Source organism: Desulfogranum marinum, assembly GCF_016918565.1.
GTDB classification, from domain to species: Bacteria; Desulfobacterota; Desulfobulbia; order Desulfobulbales; family Desulfobulbaceae; genus Desulfogranum; species Desulfogranum marinum.
In genome coordinates this window covers 79,581-100,071 of record NZ_JAFFQD010000016.1, presented here as the reverse complement: position 1 = coordinate 100,071, position 20,491 = coordinate 79,581, and the positions used below count along the sequence as shown (strand labels likewise).

Genomic DNA, 20,491 nt, shown 5'->3' with positions numbered 1-20,491 from the left:
TCAGGGCGATTGAGTTGTTCGCTGCAACCCCAAAAACACGAAAATTTAAATGTTGAATTGACCCTGATTTCCATATTTATCGCATAATTAAAGACGCTGGGGAATAAACCATTTATTCGAGATTCCCTTGAGCAGACTAGAGGAGGATGGATTCATATGACAACAAAACATTTAAGTTATAAAGGATATCTTGGTTCAATAGATTTCGATGTCAATGAGGCTGTGATCTTTGGAAAAGTATTATTTATTAAAGATACTATCACTTATGAGGCTGTAGATTTACCGAGTTTACAGAAAGAGTTTGAAGCAGCAATTGACGATTATCTTGAAACATGTAACCAACTGAACCGCCAACCCCAAAAGACATTTAAAGGCTCTTTTAATGTGCGTGTAGGGGAGGAGCTGCATCGCAATGCAGCGCTTTACGCAGAGATGCGGGGGCAAAATCTCAATGACTTCTGCAAAGAAGCTATTGAAGAAAAAATTGAAACCCTCAGAAATGGCAATACTGAAAAACAAACAGTTGTGAGAACTACTCTGCTAGTAGAAAATATCATCAAGGACACTGAGAGTAATTCAACCATGCGAGGAGAATATATCACTGTTGCAGAAGATTGTAATCATTCCGGTATTTAATGGAGTAAAATAACATGATTAATCATGTCTGGAGTGTTGTCTGTGAGCGTATTCTTGTCGATCCTGAGACTGCCAGTCCGAGCTATATAGGAGCGCTCAGTTCTGCCCCAATTCAAAGTGTAAACCAGAAAACTGGGCAGATACAGATAAAACCTTTCACTATTTCAACTAAAATACATAAAGATGGGACAAATGTTGAATACTTCTCCATTAGGTTATCTTTAGTAGCTGAAGGAGATTCTAAGAGTAGGCAGGTGATATCGGAAAAATCAGAGAAGCTGAAAAGTGGTACTGTCTTTGTCGAGATGAATGTAACTTTAGATCGTTTTGTAATAGATAAGGAAGGCAACTATAGGCTTTTAGTAGATCTTAAAGTGGGAGATGCAACACGCTGGAAAAATGTTTCGTCAATACCATTTTCTGTAAAAACGAAAAAAACATTAAAGGCTATTCCCATAAAGAGTGAATAAGGCCAAATAATTTCTCTGTCATTCTTTTTAAGAAGTATTTATTTGTGACGGTATAACATATCTATAGGGGAGCTTTTCTTTTGAAAAGCGTCCCCCTTTTTTTAATGTATCTGATGTGTTGCGGTTGTTCCTCTCATATCTTCTTTATTTTAACAAACAGACCGCAACTTAAAAGGTTATCATTCACTATCTTGCAAGTGAGCGAACTCGGAGGAGTGCTCGACTACACTGTTGTATCAAGCAATCTCAGGTTCGGATTGGCAATCCTAAAAGATAGGCAATACCTTGACTTTGAGATATTAGCTGTTAATCCCCTATTTCCATCGATCCAGGCCTCCCCAAATATCAAGAATTGTTTTCCGGAAAAAAAGTTGTTTCTAAAAACCTAGTGGTTGATCTTATCTTTTCTCTGACATATTGGTAACCTGACCTATACAGTAGACAAACACTTGATAAAAAAACCTACGTACAAGACTAAATCCATTCGTGCAGCCAAGCTCTCTCACTTTCTGAGAAGTTGACAAAAGGGCTGTTCACAAAAAGCAAAAAGCGAACACGCTGTGCCCAGAACACATACCACCATTTGCTCCGCCTTTTTTATTGGTAGATACATTTTTTCACAGTATGATCGGTGTTTTTGATTACCGTTCTTTCGAAACCTCCACGGCAACGTGTCACCAAGCAAAGAGAGGTATTGGGGCCGGAAACAATCCAACAAAAACAACACAGCGGATAGAGTAATGGATTACGAAACCTGCGAAGCGGAATGCGAAAAAATTCGTGCTGAAAACCAACTTTTGCTGGATGCCTTCCAAGAAGACTTGAAGGCGAAAAAGTTATCCCAAAAAACGATCGACAAGCATGTTTCCAACATTGATTTTTACATCAATGACTTCCTGTTATACGAAGACGCAGAACCACCGGAAGACGGCGTCATCCTGTTGAATTATTTTTTCAGCAGCTGGTTTATCCGCAAGGCTATGTGGGCTTCTGCCGCCTCTATCAAGGAAAACATTACAAGCCTGAAAAAATTCTACGGCTTTTTGGAAGAGAAGGGTCGTATAGAACCCGACGAGTATCTAGACATGCTGCAAGAAATAAAAGAAAGCAAAGAAGAGTGGCTTGAGAATCTGCGCAAATACGACCAAGAAACTGCATCCAGCGATTTCTGGTAAACAATCACCAGCGTCTATTCTCCAACAACCAACAACCAACAACCAAGGACTTTGACAATGGGCAAAAAGCTGCTCAAGTTTTACAGGTTTCTCTTAAGAGAGAACCTGCTTAAACTGCTGGCCGTTATCCTGGTCATAATTATATGCAGCGGGTTTTTAATCGCCTCTTTTGAACCAGGCGTTTCCTTTGCCAGCGGCCTATGGTGGAGTGTTGTCACCCTGACGACCGTAGGGTATGGCGACATCTCACCCAGTACTTTTGAAGGCAGAGTTCTCGCAATCATCATCATGTTTTTCGGTATCGGGCTGCTGGGTATCCTCAGCGCGAGCCTGGCAACCATGTTAATAAGTATACGACTTAGGGAGCACAAAGGAATGGGCGACTACAGCGTGAGCGATCATATAATTATCTGCGAATGGAACCACCGGGCAAAATCCATCATCAATGAACTGCGCTCAGATCCGCAAACAGCCACCAAACCCATTGTCCTGATTGCAGACATTGAAGAAAAGCCGGTCAGTGATCCTGATATGCTTTTTGTCAGAGGGGTGGTTAACGAAGACACCCTGGAAAAGGCTAACCTGGAAACGGCAGCCACAGTAGTTATCCTCGGCGATGACGCGGTGGAAGTCACAGCAAGAGATGCAAAAGTGGTGCTGACCGCTTTGACGGTTGAAAGCATGAATCCCGATGTGTACAGCGTAGTGGAGCTGGTGGACAAGGCCAACAAACACCATTGCCAACGGGCCCACGCGGATGAAATAATCGTCAGCAGTGAATTAAACAGCCACCTGATCGCCAGCGCAGCCAGTGATCACGGCATCAGCAACATTATTTCCGAGTTACTCAGCAGCAGATACGGCAATGAACTCTATTCCATGCCTGCTCCCGAAGAGATGACAGGGGAACTCTTTATTGACGCATTTGTGAAAATGAAGAAAGAACAAAACACCACTGTATTCGGCATTCAGAAGGGCCGTGGAGGCACCTTTATTTCCAATCCGGATGCTGAGTATGTGATTGAGCAGGGAGACTACCTGCTGGTGATCTCCAAAGACCGAAAACAAAGGTAACGTAAACCGTCACAGGCTCCCCATTTTCACGCGGTTGCTAATGACAGCATAGACGGACTATAGCGGTCATTCACAACTGCGCAAATCAGAAGCACCTGTGGACGGCTTACACTTTGGACACACATGATATAGTATAATAGCCGGCACCCTTGATTGGTTACCCGGTAACAAAAATGGAAAGACAGATGAAGACATTACAGGCCCAGCTCAACTTTATAGGCATCTTACATGGAGATATTCAAAGCCGCAGAGATGCGCCGAAAAATTTTGACGAGTCCGATCACGTCGGTACCCTAGAGATTTACCCCCAGTACAAGGCCGGTCTCGAAGGGGTCAACCCCGGACAGATCATAGTTGTCCTGTTCTGGCTTCATAAGTCCGATCGGGACACGTTGCAGGTTTACCCACGTGGAGACAGGTCGCGGGGGCTGCACGGGGTTTTTGCCACCCGAAGCCCGGTACGTCCCAACCCCATTGCCATATCTGAATTAAAAGTACTGGCTGTCCGTGGCACGCATATAGACGTGGCAGGGCTCGATATTCTTGACGGCACGCCCATTATTGATATTAAAAAAAAGCTCCGTGGCTAAATGTATCGAAAGTATGGAAGTTTCTCACTTCAACACCGGCAGCACTTTTATCGAGATTAATTACCATTTTTCTATTGCATTAAAAAAACAACCGTGTATAATGGCGCCTATCGTTCCTACAAAGTAGAAGAGTTAAGTCCCTTTATGTTTTCCTCGCAGCCTCGTTGTTATCTAGCGTTGTTCGTGCCATCCATAGAAGTTCGTACTGCTTACTTACCAGGAGAAAGAAAATATACAGTGTTGATACCCGTTAGCCCCGTGATGCAATGGTAATCAGCACCCTATCAGGTTTATCTTTATACTTGATTTGAAGAAAGCCAACGCTATCATTTTGTATCATCAAAAAAACCATAAATTCGGTCTCGAGATACAAATTACAACGGAGTTTTAATGAGTTTTAAGGATTTCCAGTTACACCAAAAAATCAACACCAACATCGCATCCTGCGGCTATACACAACCCACCCCTATTCAACTAAAAGCCATTCCGCCCATCCTTGCCGGTCAAGACGTTTTAGGCCTTGCCCAGACAGGCACGGGAAAAACCGCTGCATTTGTCCTGCCCATAGTACAACACCTGATCACAGGAAAACGGAAAACGGTACGGGCACTTATTGTCGCTCCCACAAGAGAACTGGCAGAGCAAATACACCAAAACGTTATTACATTGGCTGCGAACACCGGTATCAAAAGTGCAGTTGTCTATGGTGGTGTGGGAAAACAACCACAACTGAAAGCAATTCGCTCCGGGGCCGAGATAATCGTCGCCTGCCCTGGCCGTCTGCTTGATATTCTGACGGAAAAAGACATTACCCTCAGGCATGTCGAGACTTTTATCCTTGACGAAGCCGACCATATGTTTGATAAAGGTTTTCTACCGGATATTCGTCGAATTGTTAAACAACTGCCGCAAGAAAGGCAATCGCTGGTTTTTTCAGCTACCATGCCTAAACCGATTCGACACCTTGCAGAAGAAATATTAACAGAACCGTGCACACTGCAAATCAATCATACCGCACCTGCCCCGACCATATCGCACACGCTTATTCGGGTTGCCAGGGAACACAAGACGCCCTTGCTCAAGCATATGTTGCAGGAAAAAGAAATGACCAGCACGGTTGTTTTTACCCGTACTAAGCACAAGGCTAGAAGTCTGGCTCAGCAACTGGAAAGATCGGGACACAAAGCCGTTGCACTGCAAGGCAATCTGTCGCAGCAGAAACGCAAGATAGCCATGGAAGGATTCCGTGACGGCACATTCAGCGTTCTTGTCGCAACCGATATTGCAGCTAGGGGCATTGATGTTTCCAACATCTCTCATGTCATTAATTACGACGTGCCGGATACTGCTGAAACATATACACATCGGACCGGTAGAACGGGCCGAGCAAAGCAAAGTGGCCAGGCTGTTACTTTTGCTGATCGTGGCGACCAGGGAATGATCTCACAAATTGAGCGTATCCTTGGAAAAAAAATGAATTTACGCCCTCTTGACCAAATAATTAAGGTGCAAGAAAGGTATAAAGAGAGTAGGAAAACGGCAGCACCGATAAAAAAGACAGGTGCTCCCCGACAAAAAAGTCACCCTTCTCAACATAAAAATAGAAGAAGTAAGAGTGTTTCTTTTGATTTTGGGATAAACACTTCTTCATAAATTTTATCTGGAATTTCCAGATAATCCGTTAAGCCATCAAAAGGTGGTTTGACTTTATTACAAAGCGGCTCCAGATGGAGCCACCACACAGGAGTACACAAGATGGCTGAAGGAACAGTAAAATGGTTTAACGATGCAAAAGGTTTTGGTTTTATTGAGCAAGATGGCGGTAAGGACGTATTCGTTCACCACTCTGCAATCCAGGCTCAAGGATTCAAATCTCTTGAAGAAAATGCACGCGTTAGCTTTGATATTGTTGATGGTCCCAAAGGACCTTCTGCAGCAAATGTTGTTCAGCTGTAAAAGCTAGCTGCATCTAAGCAACAAAGGCTCCGCTTTTAGCGGGGCCTTTTCTTTTTTATACAATGACGGCCATGGGAGTTTTCCCAATGGCTTTTTTTTATGAGAACGTAAATGATCACAGCATCCAACATCGCTCTTTCCTACGGAAAAAGGGTCATATTCAAAGATGTCAACATTAAGTTTACCCCAGGAAACTGCTATGGTCTGATTGGGGCAAACGGTGCAGGCAAATCCACCTTTCTTAAGATTCTTTCCGGAAAAATAGACCCAGACCATGGCGAGATAAGCAAAGGGCCGGGACAGCGTGTTGCCATTCTCAACCAGGACCAGTTTGCCTTTGATGAATATACTGTTTTACATACAGTCATTATGGGCCATCTAGAACTGTACAAGGTCATGACAGAGAGAGATGCACTCTATGCTAAGCCGGACTTCAGCGAGGAGGATGGCATTCGTTCCGGCGAGCTGGAGATTAAATTCGGCGAACTGGGCGGATACGAAGCGGAAACCGAAGCAGCGGTGTTGCTCAATGGACTTGGTATTACCGAAGAATTGCTGCACAAGCACATGAAAGAACTGGATGGCGCAGAAAAGGTCCGGGTCCTTTTAGCCCAAGCGCTTTTCGGCAACCCAGACATCCTGCTGCTTGATGAACCGACCAACCAGCTCGACATACAATCAATCCAGTGGCTGGAACACTTTCTTTCCCGCTTCCACAACACTGTCATTATCGTTTCCCATGACCGTCATTTTCTCAATCAAGTCTGCACCCACATGGCAGACATTGATTATGGGAAAATTCAGGTGTATGTAGGAAATTACGATTTCTGGTACCAGGCAAGTCAGCTGCATTTTCGGCAAAAAGAAACCGAAAGCAAAAAAGCCAAGGCCAAAGCTGATGAACTCAAAGAGTTTATCAGGCGTTTCAGCTCAAACGCATCAAAGGCAAAACAGGCAACTTCGCGCAAGAAATTACTCGACAAACTCACCATTGAAGAAATGCCGATTTCTTCAAGAAAGTACCCCTACATTGTTTTTGCACCGGAACGCCCCAGTGGAGACGTTATCCTTGAAGTTGACGGACTGACCAAAACAATCGAAGGCGAAACCATGTTCAAGGATCTCAGCTTTACCGTGAACAAAGGGGACAAAATCGCCTTTATGGGCACCAACAGCCTTGCGAAAACGACACTTTTCAAGATCCTTGCCGGCGAAATGGAAGCAGATGCCGGTAGCTTCCGCTGGGGAATCACCATCAACAATGCCTATTTTCCCAAGGAAAACAATACATACTTTGAGGACAAAGGCCTTGACCTTATCGGCTGGTTACGTCAATTTGCCCCAAGCGAGGCTGATGAAGGGTTCATTCGCGGATTCCTTGGCAAAATGCTTTTTTCAGGAGAAGAAGCTACCAAGCAGACAGCTGTTCTCTCCGGTGGGGAACGAGTTCGATGTATGCTTTCCAAAATGATGCTTGCCAAGGCCAACGCGCTCATTCTTGATGAGCCCACCAACCATCTTGATCTTGAATCGATTACCTCTCTCAACAACGGACTCATTGCTTATCCGGAGATTGTGCTTTTTGCTTCACATGACCACCAGTTTGTCTCCACAGTGGCAAATCGGCTCATTGAAATCAGCCCGGATGGCTTTACCGATGTAATGATGAGCTTTGACGAATATCTCGAGTTACAGGAAACCAGCTCAAAAGACGCGAGTCACCTGGAACAAAAAGCCGCATAACCGCCCCCAGCAACAAAAAAACCGGGCAGCCTGTTTTATACTGTCCGGTTTCCCTTCCCCGTTTAAAACGAGGCGTATCCTGTTCCTTCTCCTGCTAGAGCATCACCGATAAAGATCCTTGCGCGCATCAATCCTGCGTCGAAGCTGTTCACACTCTTTCTCTGCCACTGCCAGTTCTCGCCGTAATCGATCCGCCTCCAGGCCGGTAGCGACCTCCAGCTTATCACGCAAAGCATGTACTTTCTGCTGGCTCTTATAGAGTTCCACTGCTAACATTTTTATCGGCATACCTTCACAATCCTTTCCTGCTCACCACTCAGGGCAAACCGTTCTTTTTATTTTTGAGCACAGATATCAAGCACTTTCTGATCCGGCTTACTCAAACAGCCAACCAGCTGCTTGGCTTGGGCATCGGTTAATTCCGTCCCATGCTCTATCATTGACTGTATGGTTCGCTTCCAGGTCCAGGTCCCCTTTTTCTTTGCAAGATCAGGACAGACATGGGTAACGAAGTGGCAGCTTGCACATTTCTGCTCAATAAGTGGCCTGCACTCCACTGCCGGACTACTGGTTGATGTTACTAATACCCACCCGATAAGCGCAATACTTTTCCATGAAAGACCGTCGACAAAAAATTTCAAGACTCTTCTTCGTCTCATTTGTTCCTTTCTCTGTTGTCTTCTTGGTTAAAAAAATGCCCCATATCACACTAAAAAATCGGATATGGGGCAACTCAAAAAATGTAGTTTTATTTACAACACATTGATTACTCTTTTTTCAATGGGAAAAAAGAGGCAAATGCTTTGCCGACATCTTATACAAAAACACACCAATGGAAATGACCCCTAAAGAAACCAAAAATTCTTTCCATGAGGGCGAATACCCCAAGCCACGCCAGGCACCATAGCTTTCCTGGCTAAACAGGCACACGTTCATCCTGTTCAGGATAACCCCGATGATAACGATGATATTGACCGCAAATATAACCTTAAGGTCATTACGGTATTTTTTCACCGCTAGAATGGCTACCGGCAGAATAACACCAAGGAACATCTCCAAAAGATACATATTTCCTTCCACCGAGCCGTCAAACGCCATGGCAGGACTGGCAACGGTAAACAGTTGGTACAGTTTTAACAGCAGATAAAAGCCAAGCACTATCAACAGCCCTCTTGCCAGACCTGTGAAAATTTCTTTATCCACCTCATGATGGAGGAACTTCTTGCTCAAGGCTGTCTCAAAGCTGACCATGGCCAATCCCATGGCAACCGCGGAAACCAGGAAATGAAACGGCAGCTTGGTATCCCACCACAGCGGTGACATCTTGGAAGGGGATATCAAAAAGACGGCGCCGAGTGACGACTGATGCAGGGTAGACAACATGACCCCGAAAATTACCGCACCCACCATTATTTTACCGACTGCCCTTCGCGCCTTTTCCCACCCCAGCCGCTCGAAAAGCATGGGACTGAACTCCAGTGCCAAGGTCGTGGTATAAAAAATGACGTGCATCGCTACAACCCACATCACCGACTGATACTGCCACATAATGGAAGGATGCCACAAACGAAACGGGTGGCCGATATCAAGAAACAATGCCAGTACAGCCATCAAGTACCCTAAAAAAGCGGTCAGGATCGCCGGCCTCACAATAGGTCGATATTTTTTCCAATTAAAGAGGTATACAGCGCAGGCAATGATAAAACCACCTGCCGCCATTGCTACACCGCCGAGGACGTCAAGGCCGAGCCAAAAGCCCCAGGGGTATGCGTCATTAAGATTGGTGGTTGCTCCCAAGCCATATATCATGCGATATAGGCCAACCGAAATCCCGACAATAATCAGTACAACCATGACCATTGTTGCCGGTGTCCAGGTTTTAATGTTCGGATTTGATTCCATTACTCTTCACCTCATATCCAAAGTTACGAAGTTGCTCGACAACAGCGCTGATAACTTTTTCCATACCCGCCTCAACTTCCGGGGTAAGCCCTATTCCCACATCCAAATTTTTGGGCTCAATACCGTATAAGAATAATTCTCTGGGCAGGGTGTCAGTAAGCTGCGCCGCGGCCAGTACATCGGAAATACCTAACTGATGGGGCGAGATGGAAGTCAAAAAGACCTGCGGCACATCCTCCCCTGCAACCAGAACGCTGGTGCCGGGCTCCATGTCATTACGCAAGGCATCAATCAGGATCACCAGGTCCTTACCATCCATCAAAGACAGCAACTCGAATCCTGCTGTGCCTCCATCCATGCATTCCAGTCCAGGCGGCAGCTGGTAACGCCGGTTCAACTCCTCGACGGCTTTACAGCCAACACCTTCATCCCCAATCAGCAGGTTGCCGATACCTAACACAAGTGCATTCAATAGTTTTCTCCCGTGCTACAGAACCTTGACTTTGCCGATCGGCGTTCTCTTATTATCAACCAGATGGATAGCGCAGGCCAGGCAGGGATCAAAGGAGTGCACTGTTCGCAGAACTTCCAGCGGTAGCTCTGCATCAGCAATGGGATTACCTACTAAAGAGGCCTCATAGGGACCTAAGGCATCCTGACCGTTTCGTGGCCCTGCATTCCATGTTGAGGGTACAACTGCCTGATAATTTTTAATTTTTCCATTTTCGATAACGATCCAATGGGACAGCATTCCCCGAGGTGCTTCATGAAAACCTACCCCGCGTTGCTCACCGGACGGAAAGACAGGAGCGTTAAAGGTATCCATTTCACCCTTGCCGATATTATCGATCAGGGCCTGCCATGAAACACTCATGGTGTCATACAGTACTGCACAGCGAATGACACGGGCTGCGATACGGCCAATGGTCGAATGTAATGCCTCTATGCCCACCGTGGTGCCGGCCAGGCTACTAACCGTTGCCAGAGTGGAATCAACATACTCCTTGGTACCGGCATGACCGGCTAGATACATGGCCACCACATGGGGCAGCGGTCCTACCTGGGCAGGCTCTCCCCTAAAGGTCGGCGACTTGACCCAGGAATATTTATCTTCATAATCATACCCCGTATAGTTTGGTTCGGTCTCGCCATCATAAGGGGAACGATCCCAATCGCCATCATACCAGGCATGCTTAATGCTTTCCTTGATGTTGTCGTACAGCACAGGATCCGTCTGGGAAGCTATGGGTGCAAACTGACTGATATCGCCGTTGGGGATGTAACCACCGGCAAGCTGATACTCGGTCCCTTTGGAATCCATCGGCATATCAGGCACGGACAGGTAATTGAGGACCCCTGCTCCATACGTGGTCCAGTCGGCATAATTGGCACCGATTGCAGCCACATCGGTGAGCATTGCCTGTTTTATAAAATCTCCGACTTCGTCTATCAGCGTTTTCACATTAAAAAGCTTCTCAATGGTCAGGGTCGAAGGGCTATCCGGATTAATAGCATTGGTTACTCCGCCCACGGCAAGGGTTTGCACATGAGGTGTTTTACTGCCGAGAATGGCAACCACTTGGTTAATTTTGCGTTGATACTCAAGCGCCTGCAGATAATGCGTTGCTGCCAGCAGATTTACCTCCGGCGACAATTTCATTGCCGGATGCCCCCAGTAACCGCTGGCAAAGATACCGAGCTGACCGGAACTGATAAATTTTTTCAGCCGATCCTGTACCGCTTTAATTTCCTGATACCCATTGCGTCTCCAACCGGACAGCTTTTGCCCCAAAGCCGATGCCGAACGTGCATCAGCCTTGGTAGCGGAAACGATATCCACCCAATCCAAGGCACAAAGCTGGTAAAAATGAACGATATGATCATGAATGCCATGGCCGGCAATGATCAGATTACGTATCAGTTGCGCATTGACTGGAATTTCCAGATCAAGTGCATCCTCAACCGCCCTTACCGAGGCTATGGCATGCACAGTGGTACATACGCCGCATATACGCTGGGTATAGGCCCAGGCATCACGTGGATCCCGGCCTTTGAGGATTACTTCGATACCTCGCCACATCTGTCCGGAAGACCAGGCATTGGTCACCTTGCCATTATCCACTTCGCAATCAATACGCAGGTGCCCCTCGATTCTGGTGACCGGATCTATTGTAATTTTTTTCGCCATTCTCTTTCTCCTTTACGTGCTTCCCGCTACAGGATTTCGCAACTCGTGATATAGTGGAATAAACTCAACAAATCCCCTGGACTATTCGCCTGATTCATTGTCCTTATTTTTCTTCTCCATCCGCTGAGTGACAAGTCGAGTCACTGTCCCGGCTACCAGAAGGGTACCTATCAATTGAGGTACATGAGAGACATACTCCCAGGTTAAATCAGGGTATACCTGGTTGGTTATTTTCGGATTAAAACCGAGTTTATCGAAATCCACACCGGCGAGGAACATATACTGGGTACCGCCGGCCTCTTCCAATCCATAGACATGGTCCACATATTCAGGCACGACCTGCTCTGTTGTTTTCCCATGCTCGATATGATTTACCGGATAAGCATATGTATCGCCTGCTTTCAGGTTTAATCGCCGCTTGGCTTCCTCTTGGAGATCAGTGACCTTTCCAAACAGAGAAGCTCCTGTCGGACAGGCCTCGCAGCAGGCAGAGTAACCGCCCTGGGCGATTCTATGGTTGCACAACTGGCATTTGACCACCGATGGAGAGGATTTTTCCCACTCATACATGGGTATGCCGAACGGACAGGCGACCTGGCAGTACCGACAGCCGAAACACCTGTTTTTATCATAGGTAACAATGCCGGTTCCCGGCTGTTTTTTCAGTGCTTGCACAGGACAGGCAGATACGCATGCAGGATCAACACAATGGAGACAGTGTTGCTTTATAAAGGAAAACTCCCCCTCACCTTCTTCTTTTTCCGATTTTCCACGATATGCCTTTATCAGGCACAAGGTCTTGTCTGAGAGTGAAGTGGGGGCATCATATTTTTGTTCCTCGCCTTCGTACTCGTAAGGTATCTGCCCCGCAGTTTCTTTGTGGTATAAGGCCCCGCCCGGTTCGGCATTGGCCTTTTTACAGTTGACCATGCACGACATGCAGCCAATGCACAGGGTGGCATCATAAAGGATACCCACCGCATCCGGAGAAAGCTCCTTCTTCTCCCTGGCTGCGGACACCTTGGCATCCGTTGCCAGCACCAAACCGGTGCCGGCTGAAAATTTGAGAAAATCCCGTCTATTTATAGCCATGGTTTTCACGCTCCCCCTTTACGATTTCAGTCTTCGTCCTTGCCACGTGTATTTGCAAGCGCTACAGCCGTCGCACCGACTGCGGCTCCGGCAACACCATAGGCAAAACTCTTGGCACCACTGCCCTTCTCCGGCACCGCTTCAGGAGCTTGGGCCGGAGGCGTGGGAAAACTTACTCTGGCTTTGGAAAATAACGGACTGTCAAATCCGACCCCGGCTTCTGAGCAGCCAAAGCAGGGTGCGCCTGTACCTACCGGCCAGCAACCGGTGGTGGCCACATCTCCGAAATGGAGGGTCGAGCAGTTGTTATAGGTCTCGGGTCCCTTGCATCCAAGTTTGTATAGACAGTATCCTTTACGATGGCCTTCATCGCCGAACTCTTCTGCAAACCGTCCCGCATCAAAATGTGGACGCCGCTCACAGTTCTCATGAATAAGCCTGGAATATGCAAATTTGGGACGCATCTTGTCATCTAAGGCCGGCAGCTTATTGAAGGTGACAAAATGGATGACAGTGGAAAGAAAATTATACGGATTAGGAGGGCAGCCGGGGATATTGACCACCGGAATCCCTTTATCCTTGAGTATTTCATGTACCGGGGTTGCTCCGGTCGGGTTGGGTTCTGCTGCAGGTACGCCGCCCCAGGCAGCGCAGGAGCCAATGGCAATAACCGCAGCAGCGTGGGGTGCGGTTTCGTTGAGAATATCAAGCACGGGTTTACCGGCTATCTGACAATATACACCGCCATCCTTTACCGGAATGGCGCCATCAACAACCAAAATAAATTTTCCCTTATTGGCCTCAATGGAAAGTTCCCGGTGGTGTTCTGCCTGATGTCCGGCACCGGCATTGAGTGTTTCGGAATACTCGAGGGAGATAAGATCAAAAATAAGGCTGTCAATTGCCGGGTGATGGGTGCGTAAAAGTGATTCCACACAACCGGTGCACTCCTGACCGGAGAGCCATATAACAGGGGGCCTTTGTGGAGAAGTGACTGCCTCTGCCATTTTCGGAGCAACAGTCAAGGGGAGGCCCATGCTTGCCGCCACCCCAGTGCAGAACTTTACAAAATCTCTTCGCGTAACACCGCCCAACTGCTTATCGTGACTGCTCGCTACCTTTGACTTCATCAGCTAACCTCCTTGGTTTGTGTACAGGTGTTGACACCTTGACAAACTGGTAATTGGACAAGCCTTGCTGTCACAGCATACGATCACGCGCGAGAATACCTGCTTGTGATATTACGTCCTACTCTCCAGGTCACCTTCAAAAAGTACTTTTCGAGGCACCTCTATAATTTTAAAAATGAAAAACCTGCGACAGCCCTCTCTTTATTCGGTTCACTTTCCGGATACATGAAAAAAATGACAGGAGCGCTTGGGGGAAAAGATGTCCGGAGTACATCACTGGTATTAAACGCCCACTCCTGACACAAACGTTATTACTGTTCATATATAAGAAAAATCAATCACAGGCAACTGCTTTTTTATATTTTGCACATCACGCACATTCAACACCTTAGGAATCAATACGTAAACCATCCCGCTTATCGCGCTGCCAATAAAATTTATTCAAGAGCTCAAGCAAAACCGTTTAAAATCAGATAAATAAACAGGACCTATCCACCTAACAGCAAAATGACAAGAAAAGTACATTTGGCACATCAACCTATACCACAAAGTACTATTACCTTCTGGGTAAGCAAGGCATAGCCCCGCGTCTCCTCGAGGAGACAACACAAATACTGAAAATAGCCTTTAAACAACACTTTCCTCATTTTTTACCACAGGATTACCCGAACGCCTTTGCATCTGAAACCGCCTTGACAGATGAAAAATCCGGATGAATGCCTGAACAAAACGCGCACCATAATTACAGGCTCTCTTGTCCTGCCCGATACGCACAGAGGCAAACGATGATTCTGTGGAGCTACCCTGATTTAACCAACCAATGGCCAAAAAATGGGAATAATGACCATCAGTAATGCCAGTATTACTAGAGTAAGGGGCAATCCGACCTTAACATAGTCCATGAATTTATAGCCCCCCGGTCCCATGACCAGTACATTAGCTGGATGCGAAATGGGTGAGGTAAAACTTGAAGAAGCAGCCATCGCAATACCCATCATCAAAGGGTAGGGAGATATGCCAAGACCAGCAGAAGTCTGAAGAGCGATAGGAACCATGAGCACCACCAGAGCTGCGGTCGGTATGATACTGGTACCCATAAAAGTAATACTGAGCAGCCCAAACAAAACCCCATACGGCCCCAATGGCCCCAGGATGGTTATCACCTTTTCGGCAACCATTAACGCGGCACCGGTTTTATCCAGCGCTACTCCAAGCGGTAGCATGCCTGCAATCAGAAATACGGCTTTCCACTCGATATAGAGATAAGCCTCCTCCATGGTCAGACAATTGGTCAAGACCATAAACGCGGCGCCAATGACCACAGCAATATAAATTGGTACCCAACCGAAAATGACCGGCAACAGCACAATCGCCATAATAGTCAGCGCAGTTTTGGCTTTCTCTTCCCGGGCAACTTCCTGCATTTTTTCGGTGAGCACTACGAAATCGGGCTCTCGCCCCAAGACAGCCAGTTTTTTCCATTGTCCATACAGCAGGAGGGCATCCCCGAGTTGTATTTGCAGATCACGCAGTCCGGTACGTATCACCTTGCCCTTTCGCAGAATGGCCAACACGTTAAGCCCGAATTTTTCACGAAAACGAATCTCCTGCAGTGTCTGACCAACCAGAACGGAATGCGGGGAAAGGATGACTTCCACAAAGCCCACTGTATCACTTTGGAGAATTGATGTATCTTCCACCACTGCTTGATCTTTATCGAAAACCGCCTCCAGCCCCTGCATGAGCAGAACTCCGACCAGATCCGACATCCCGGCAACCACAAGCCTGTCTCCCGGCTCAAACACCAAATCTGAGGCAGGGACCACTGCGCTACCATCTTTTCTTATAACTTCAAGAATCTGGACATCAAGAGCATCACCAAGACAACTCTCCGTCACCGTCATGCCGAGCAACCTGGAGCTATCGGGAATGCTGAAAAGACGGATTTTCTTTTCCTTTTCATACTTTTCCTTTACCTCCTCGGCATTGAGCACAACCGGTGACATGATGCCGTCTGTTTCCGCCAGTTGTTTGATGCTGGCCATTGGCCCGTGCAGGACCAGCACATCCCCGTCAATCAGTTTCCGGGACTTAACATTCATGTTTATCTGCCGACCGAGTCGCAAAATTTCCAACACATTCAAGCCGTACTGATTACGAAAACCCAATTCGGAAAGGCTTTTGCCGAGCCATGGGCTATCATCAGACAGCCGGACCTCTGCCACCTGCATACCAAATCCGAGCAGTGCGTTTTCTTCAGGAACAACGCTTTCCGACAGCAGCTGCCCCCAGTTATTCATTTCCTGAATCCGATCAAGACGACCTTCTACAATAAGTTCATCATCCGGCAGAATTTTATCCGTTGAATTCGGCGCAAGAGAGATCTTTCGCCCCCGGTTGATGGCAATTACATTGAGACCCAGCCTGGAACCGAGGTGACTTGAGGCAAGCGTATGGCCGGCAAGGGCCGACTGTTTGGGAATGTGGATTCTGAACAACCGTTCCTGAATACGATACTGACTGATAACCTGCTTATCGCCTTTCCGCTCAGGTTCAAACGGGGGATGCTTTGGCAGAAATCGTGTTCCGACAAAGGTTATAAAAAGCATGCCCACGACCATAACGATCAGGCCTACCGGCGAAAAATCAAAGAGACCAAATGGTGTAAGGCCATGGGTGCGCAATGCTTCGCTGACCAGAATATTGGGTGGTGTCCCAATCATGGTGGTGAGACCACCAAGCAGGGAACCATAGGCCAAGGGCATCAATAAAATCGAAGGTGACTTACCGGTTTTTCTTGCAATATCCATAACCACCGGCAACATCAACGCTGCTACTGCCACATTATTCATAAAGGCAGACAATCCACCGGCAATTACCATGATGAGCATAATCATCCTTGCATCACCTGTTCCCGACAGCTTCAGCATATTTCGCCCGATAATGTTGGCAATACCGGTTCGGGTGAGTCCGCCACTGAGGATAAACACTGCCCAAATGGTTACCACCGCCGGGTTACTAAATCCTGCCAGTGCCTCTGTCGGCGTCACCAGTCCGGTAATGGCCAATACCCCTAAAACCAGCATAGAGAGGACTTCAAGCGGCATAACCTCGGTAACAAGTACCACGATTACAACAACAAGAATGCCGAAAACCAGCAGTATTTCCGGTGTCATTACGTTATCCTCCTGAGAAGTTAGATATGCATCACAATGCAATCAGCCTTGTAAATCAGCTTAAAGGCCACCGTAAAGAGTACAGATGCGAAAGGTCGTTGAAGGCAAATCGGTATCCAGTACAACCAAGCAGTTTCTGCCATCTTCTTTTCGTATTTTTTTACTAGGAAAGCAATCGGTTATCCGTTTATTATTCTTGCGGGCCTGTTTTTGTTGTAATTAATGTACAAAGGGATTGGTATATGAGAGCAATGAGCCCGGCAACTATCATTATACCTAAATCCTGCAATTGGAAATTTCGGAGTCTACGCTACCTGCCGAAGATGTGAAGCACCGGAGGCGGAGACGTATAAAAATACTTCAAGCCTTCGGTAACGTAGCAGATTTGGTGAAATTGCCGATCCCGAAGGGCGTTGAAGGTGAGAAAAAAGAGGTTCACTCAAAACAGTGAAGAGAACTTCAAATCAATTGTCTGCTCAATATGTTGTTTTTTAAAGTAGAATTTATTTTTTCTAACATTCGACGTGCAGAATTTAGATTATATTTAATATTTTACCCCGGAAGGCAAGCGTAGACTTTGAGATGAGCCATATGCCTGTGGAAAAAAATTGCATAGACTCGGAGTCGACACTTGCCGGGTGGAGATAGAAAGATACGCTTTTTCAAAGTACCTAAAATAAAAGATCAGGAGGCGTGGCATGAGTTATTATTATAATGACCCGGATCCAACGGAAACCACAGACTGGCTCCAATCACTTGATGGAGTCATCAGGACAGAGGGCAAAGAGAAAGCTGACTACCTCCTCCGGACTCTCACCGACCGTGCCAGGGAAAAAGGCGTATCGACCTCCCCCGGCATACTTACACCCTACTGCAACACTATCTCTCCTGAGCAGGAAACACCGATCCCGGAAGAGTCGTTTATTGCTCGCAACGTTGCCGCCTATGTCCGCTGGAACGCCATGGCCATGGTGGCAAGGGCCAACAAAGACGGCAAGGCCCTGGGCGGTCATATTGCAACCTACACATCGGTTTCTGCTATTTTCGAGGTAGGATTTAACTGGTTTTTTCGCGGCCCCCATGCCGAGTCAGGAGCAGACATGGTCTATTTCCAAGGGCACAGCTCTCCAGGCGTGTACGCACGTGCTTTTGTCGAAGGCAGGCTGGACGAACAACATCTGGTTAATTTTCGCCAGGAAGTAGGCGGTCATGGTCTCTCTTCTTACCCTCACCCATGGCTGATGCCCGATTTCTGGCAGTTCCCTACTGTTTCCATGGGGTTAGGCCCAATGGCTGCCGTTTACCAGGCACGCTTTATGAAATATATGGACAGCCGCGGCTTGAAGCCTGCCGGGGACAGAAAGGTATGGGTTTTCATGGGTGACGGAGAATCTGATGAGCCGGAATCTCTGGGGGCACTTTCGCTGGCATCGCGAGAACAGCTCGACAACCTGATCTTTGTTGTCAACTGCAACCTGCAGCGCCTTGACGGCCCGGTGCGTGGCAATGGAAAAATCATTCAGGAATTGGAAGGAAAATTCCGTGGCGCCGGCTGGCATGTGATCAAAGTGCTGTGGGGCACGGAATGGGATAAAGTCCTAGAACGCGATACTGAAGGCAGGCTCCTGCAGAAATTCGGCTCCATGGTAGACGGCGATTTTCAGACAATACGAGCTCGCGGTCCGGCCTACCTGAGGGAAAAAATATTTGGTGACGACCCGGAGCTGGCAAAACTTGTTGAAGATATATCCGACAATGAACTCTGGCAGATGACCCGTGGTGGGCATGATCCACGAAAGGTCTACGCAGCCTTTACCGCTGCCGGTGCCTATCAGGGAAAGCCCACCGTTATCCTGATTAAAACCATCAAAGGATTCGGCATGGGCCAGGCCGGCGAATCTGTGATGGTCGCCCATAATGTGAAAAAAATGGATGTGGAATCGCTCAAGGCATTTCGCGACCGCTTTCATGTCCCCCTGGAGGATGACCAGCTCACGGCACTGCCGTTTATAAAACCGCCCCAAGGGAGTCTCGAAGAACAATTTCTCCAGACGCAACGAGAAAAACTTGGAGGACCGGTCCCCTATCGGGAAACGAAACACATACCGTTATCAACCCCGCTCCTGGAACAGTTTCAAACCCTGCTCACCTCTTCAAAAGAACGACAACTCTCTACCACCATGGCATTTGTGCGCCTGCTAGGAGCCCTGGTCAAGGACAAAAATATTGGCAAAAATGTGGTACCCATCATACCCGATGAGGCACGCACTTTTGGAATGGAAGGGCTGTTCAGGCAACTAGGCATTTATGCTCCTACCGGTCAACTCTATGAACCGCAGGACTCCGAATCAGTGGCGTGGTACAGGGAAGATCCCCAGGGGCAAATCCTTGAAGAGGGGATTACCGAGGCAGGGGCCATCTCCTCCTGGATGGCAGCAGCAACGGCACACACCAACTACGGCGTGCCCATGATACCGTTTTACACATTTTACTCCATGTTTGGATTTCAACGAATCGGCGACCAGCTCTGGGCTGCTGCCGATGCCAGGGCAAAAGGCTTTCTCATGGGAGCCACAGCTGGCCGAACCACCCTTAATGGAGAAGGTCTGCAGCACCAAGACGGCCAGGGCCTGCTCTACGCCTCTACTATCCCAACATGCCAAGCCTACGACCCGACCTTTGCCTATGAGCTGGTCGTTCTCATTCAAAACGGGATACAGAGGATGTATAAAGACGGCGAGGACATTTACTACTACATAACACTCCTCAATGAAAACTACCCACAGCCTGCGTTGCCGGAAGGAAGCGAACAGGGAATATGTAAGGGGATGTACCTCTTCCAACGTGGCGAAAAGAGCACACTCAAGGTGCAGCTCATGGGCAGCGGTGCCATCTTCCGCGAAGTGATTGCCGCAGCAGAACTCCTGGCAAATGACTTTGATGTTGCCGCTGACGTATGGTCTGTGCTGGGGATAAACCAGTTACATCGCGACGGCATGGAAACAGAATGCTGGAACAGGCAACATCCTGACCAACAGGCAAAAGTTCCCTATGTCACCCAAGTCATGGCTGATCACCCCGGACCTGCTGTAATCAGCACAGATTATGTGCAGGCTTATCCGGAACAAATACGCCGCCTGCTCCCTAATCCACTTACAATTCTCGGGACCGACGGCTTTGGCCGCAGTGATTCTCGTGAAGCATTGCGGGACTTTTTTAAAGTCGACAGGTACCACATCACCATTGCCGCTCTTAAAGCGCTTGCCGATCAAGGAGACCTGCCCATTGAAAAAGTTACAGAAGCCCTGAAGGCATATAATATTGCCACCGAAACTCCCCACTCTCACAACCAATAACAG

Annotated in this window: 17 protein-coding genes; 9 read left to right on the top strand and 8 right to left on the bottom strand. The window is 47.5% G+C overall.

All coding sequences use genetic code 11. The features are described 5' to 3' along the window. Positions 1–156 precede the first annotated feature (156 nt). From JWH17_RS10760 to JWH17_RS10725, 8 genes are all read left to right on the top strand, one after another. On the top strand, positions 157–636 hold the full coding sequence (locus JWH17_RS10760) for a type II toxin-antitoxin system HicB family antitoxin (protein WP_205222622.1): 480 nt from the start codon (positions 157–159) through the stop codon (positions 634–636). A 14-nt stretch (positions 637–650) separates the two neighbouring features. Continuing rightward, positions 651–1,106, top strand: a complete 456-nt coding sequence (locus JWH17_RS10755) for a hypothetical protein (protein WP_205222621.1) — start codon at positions 651–653, stop codon at positions 1,104–1,106. Positions 1,107–1,846: 740 nt separating this feature from the next. Continuing rightward, complete coding sequence (locus tag JWH17_RS10750) at positions 1,847–2,281, top strand: hypothetical protein (protein ID WP_205222620.1); 435 nt, start codon at positions 1,847–1,849, stop codon at positions 2,279–2,281. A 57-nt stretch (positions 2,282–2,338) separates the two neighbouring features. After that, positions 2,339–3,355, top strand: a complete 1,017-nt coding sequence (locus JWH17_RS10745) for a potassium channel family protein (RefSeq protein ID WP_205222619.1) — start codon at positions 2,339–2,341, stop codon at positions 3,353–3,355. Positions 3,356–3,540: 185 nt separating this feature from the next. Then, positions 3,541–3,945, top strand: a complete 405-nt coding sequence (gene tsaA / locus JWH17_RS10740) for a tRNA (N6-threonylcarbamoyladenosine(37)-N6)-methyltransferase TrmO (protein WP_205222618.1) — start codon at positions 3,541–3,543, stop codon at positions 3,943–3,945. Between the two features lie 390 nt (positions 3,946–4,335). Further along, positions 4,336–5,598: a DEAD/DEAH box helicase gene (locus JWH17_RS10735; RefSeq protein WP_205222617.1), complete on the top strand. Its 1,263-nt coding sequence runs from the start codon at positions 4,336–4,338 to the stop codon at positions 5,596–5,598. A 102-nt stretch (positions 5,599–5,700) separates the two neighbouring features. Beyond that, the gene (locus JWH17_RS10730) at positions 5,701–5,901 is read left to right on the top strand and encodes a cold-shock protein (protein WP_205222616.1); all 201 of its coding nucleotides are present in this window, start codon (positions 5,701–5,703) and stop codon (positions 5,899–5,901) included. A 111-nt stretch (positions 5,902–6,012) separates the two neighbouring features. Next, on the top strand, positions 6,013–7,644 hold the full coding sequence (locus tag JWH17_RS10725; RefSeq protein WP_205222615.1) for an ABC-F family ATP-binding cassette domain-containing protein: 1,632 nt from the start codon (positions 6,013–6,015) through the stop codon (positions 7,642–7,644). Positions 7,645–7,746: 102 nt separating this feature from the next. Here JWH17_RS10725 and JWH17_RS10720 read toward each other — a convergent pair whose 3' ends face one another. The 8 genes from JWH17_RS10720 to JWH17_RS10685 all read right to left on the bottom strand — a co-directional run bounded on the left by JWH17_RS10720 (position 7,747) and on the right by JWH17_RS10685 (position 17,132). Continuing rightward, positions 7,747–7,932, bottom strand: a complete 186-nt coding sequence (locus JWH17_RS10720) for a hypothetical protein (protein ID WP_205222614.1) — start codon at positions 7,930–7,932, stop codon at positions 7,747–7,749. Positions 7,933–7,979: 47 nt separating this feature from the next. Then, positions 7,980–8,303 carry a hypothetical protein gene (locus JWH17_RS10715; protein ID WP_205222613.1) on the bottom strand — a complete coding sequence of 108 codons (324 nt, stop codon included), beginning with the start codon at positions 8,301–8,303 and terminating at the stop codon, positions 7,980–7,982. 118 nt (positions 8,304–8,421) lie between these two features. Then, the gene (nrfD, locus tag JWH17_RS10710) at positions 8,422–9,546 is read right to left on the bottom strand and encodes an NrfD/PsrC family molybdoenzyme membrane anchor subunit (RefSeq protein WP_205222612.1); all 1,125 of its coding nucleotides are present in this window, start codon (positions 9,544–9,546) and stop codon (positions 8,422–8,424) included. Beyond that, positions 9,524–10,018 (bottom strand): HyaD/HybD family hydrogenase maturation endopeptidase, encoded by a 495-nt coding sequence (locus JWH17_RS10705; protein WP_205222611.1) that lies wholly within the window; start codon positions 10,016–10,018, stop codon positions 9,524–9,526. Before JWH17_RS10705 ends, nrfD begins: the two co-directional genes overlap by 23 nt. 15 nt (positions 10,019–10,033) lie before the next feature. Next, positions 10,034–11,734 carry a nickel-dependent hydrogenase large subunit gene (locus JWH17_RS10700; RefSeq protein ID WP_205222610.1) on the bottom strand — a complete coding sequence of 567 codons (1,701 nt, stop codon included), beginning with the start codon at positions 11,732–11,734 and terminating at the stop codon, positions 10,034–10,036. Between the two features lie 81 nt (positions 11,735–11,815). Next, a complete protein-coding gene (hybA, locus tag JWH17_RS10695) occupies positions 11,816–12,826 on the bottom strand; it encodes a hydrogenase 2 operon protein HybA (RefSeq protein WP_205222609.1) in 1,011 nt (336 codons plus the stop codon). A gap of 26 nt (positions 12,827–12,852) precedes the next feature. Further along, on the bottom strand, positions 12,853–13,959 hold the full coding sequence (locus JWH17_RS10690) for a hydrogenase small subunit (protein ID WP_438941065.1): 1,107 nt from the start codon (positions 13,957–13,959) through the stop codon (positions 12,853–12,855). Positions 13,960–14,765: 806 nt separating this feature from the next. Beyond that, positions 14,766–17,132 (bottom strand): SLC13 family permease, encoded by a 2,367-nt coding sequence (locus tag JWH17_RS10685; protein ID WP_205222607.1) that lies wholly within the window; start codon positions 17,130–17,132, stop codon positions 14,766–14,768. A gap of 698 nt (positions 17,133–17,830) precedes the next feature. Between JWH17_RS10685 and aceE the strand changes: the two genes are divergently transcribed. Further along, complete coding sequence (gene aceE / locus JWH17_RS10680) at positions 17,831–20,488, top strand: pyruvate dehydrogenase (acetyl-transferring), homodimeric type (RefSeq protein WP_205222606.1); 2,658 nt, start codon at positions 17,831–17,833, stop codon at positions 20,486–20,488. Positions 20,489–20,491: the final 3 nt, after the last annotated feature.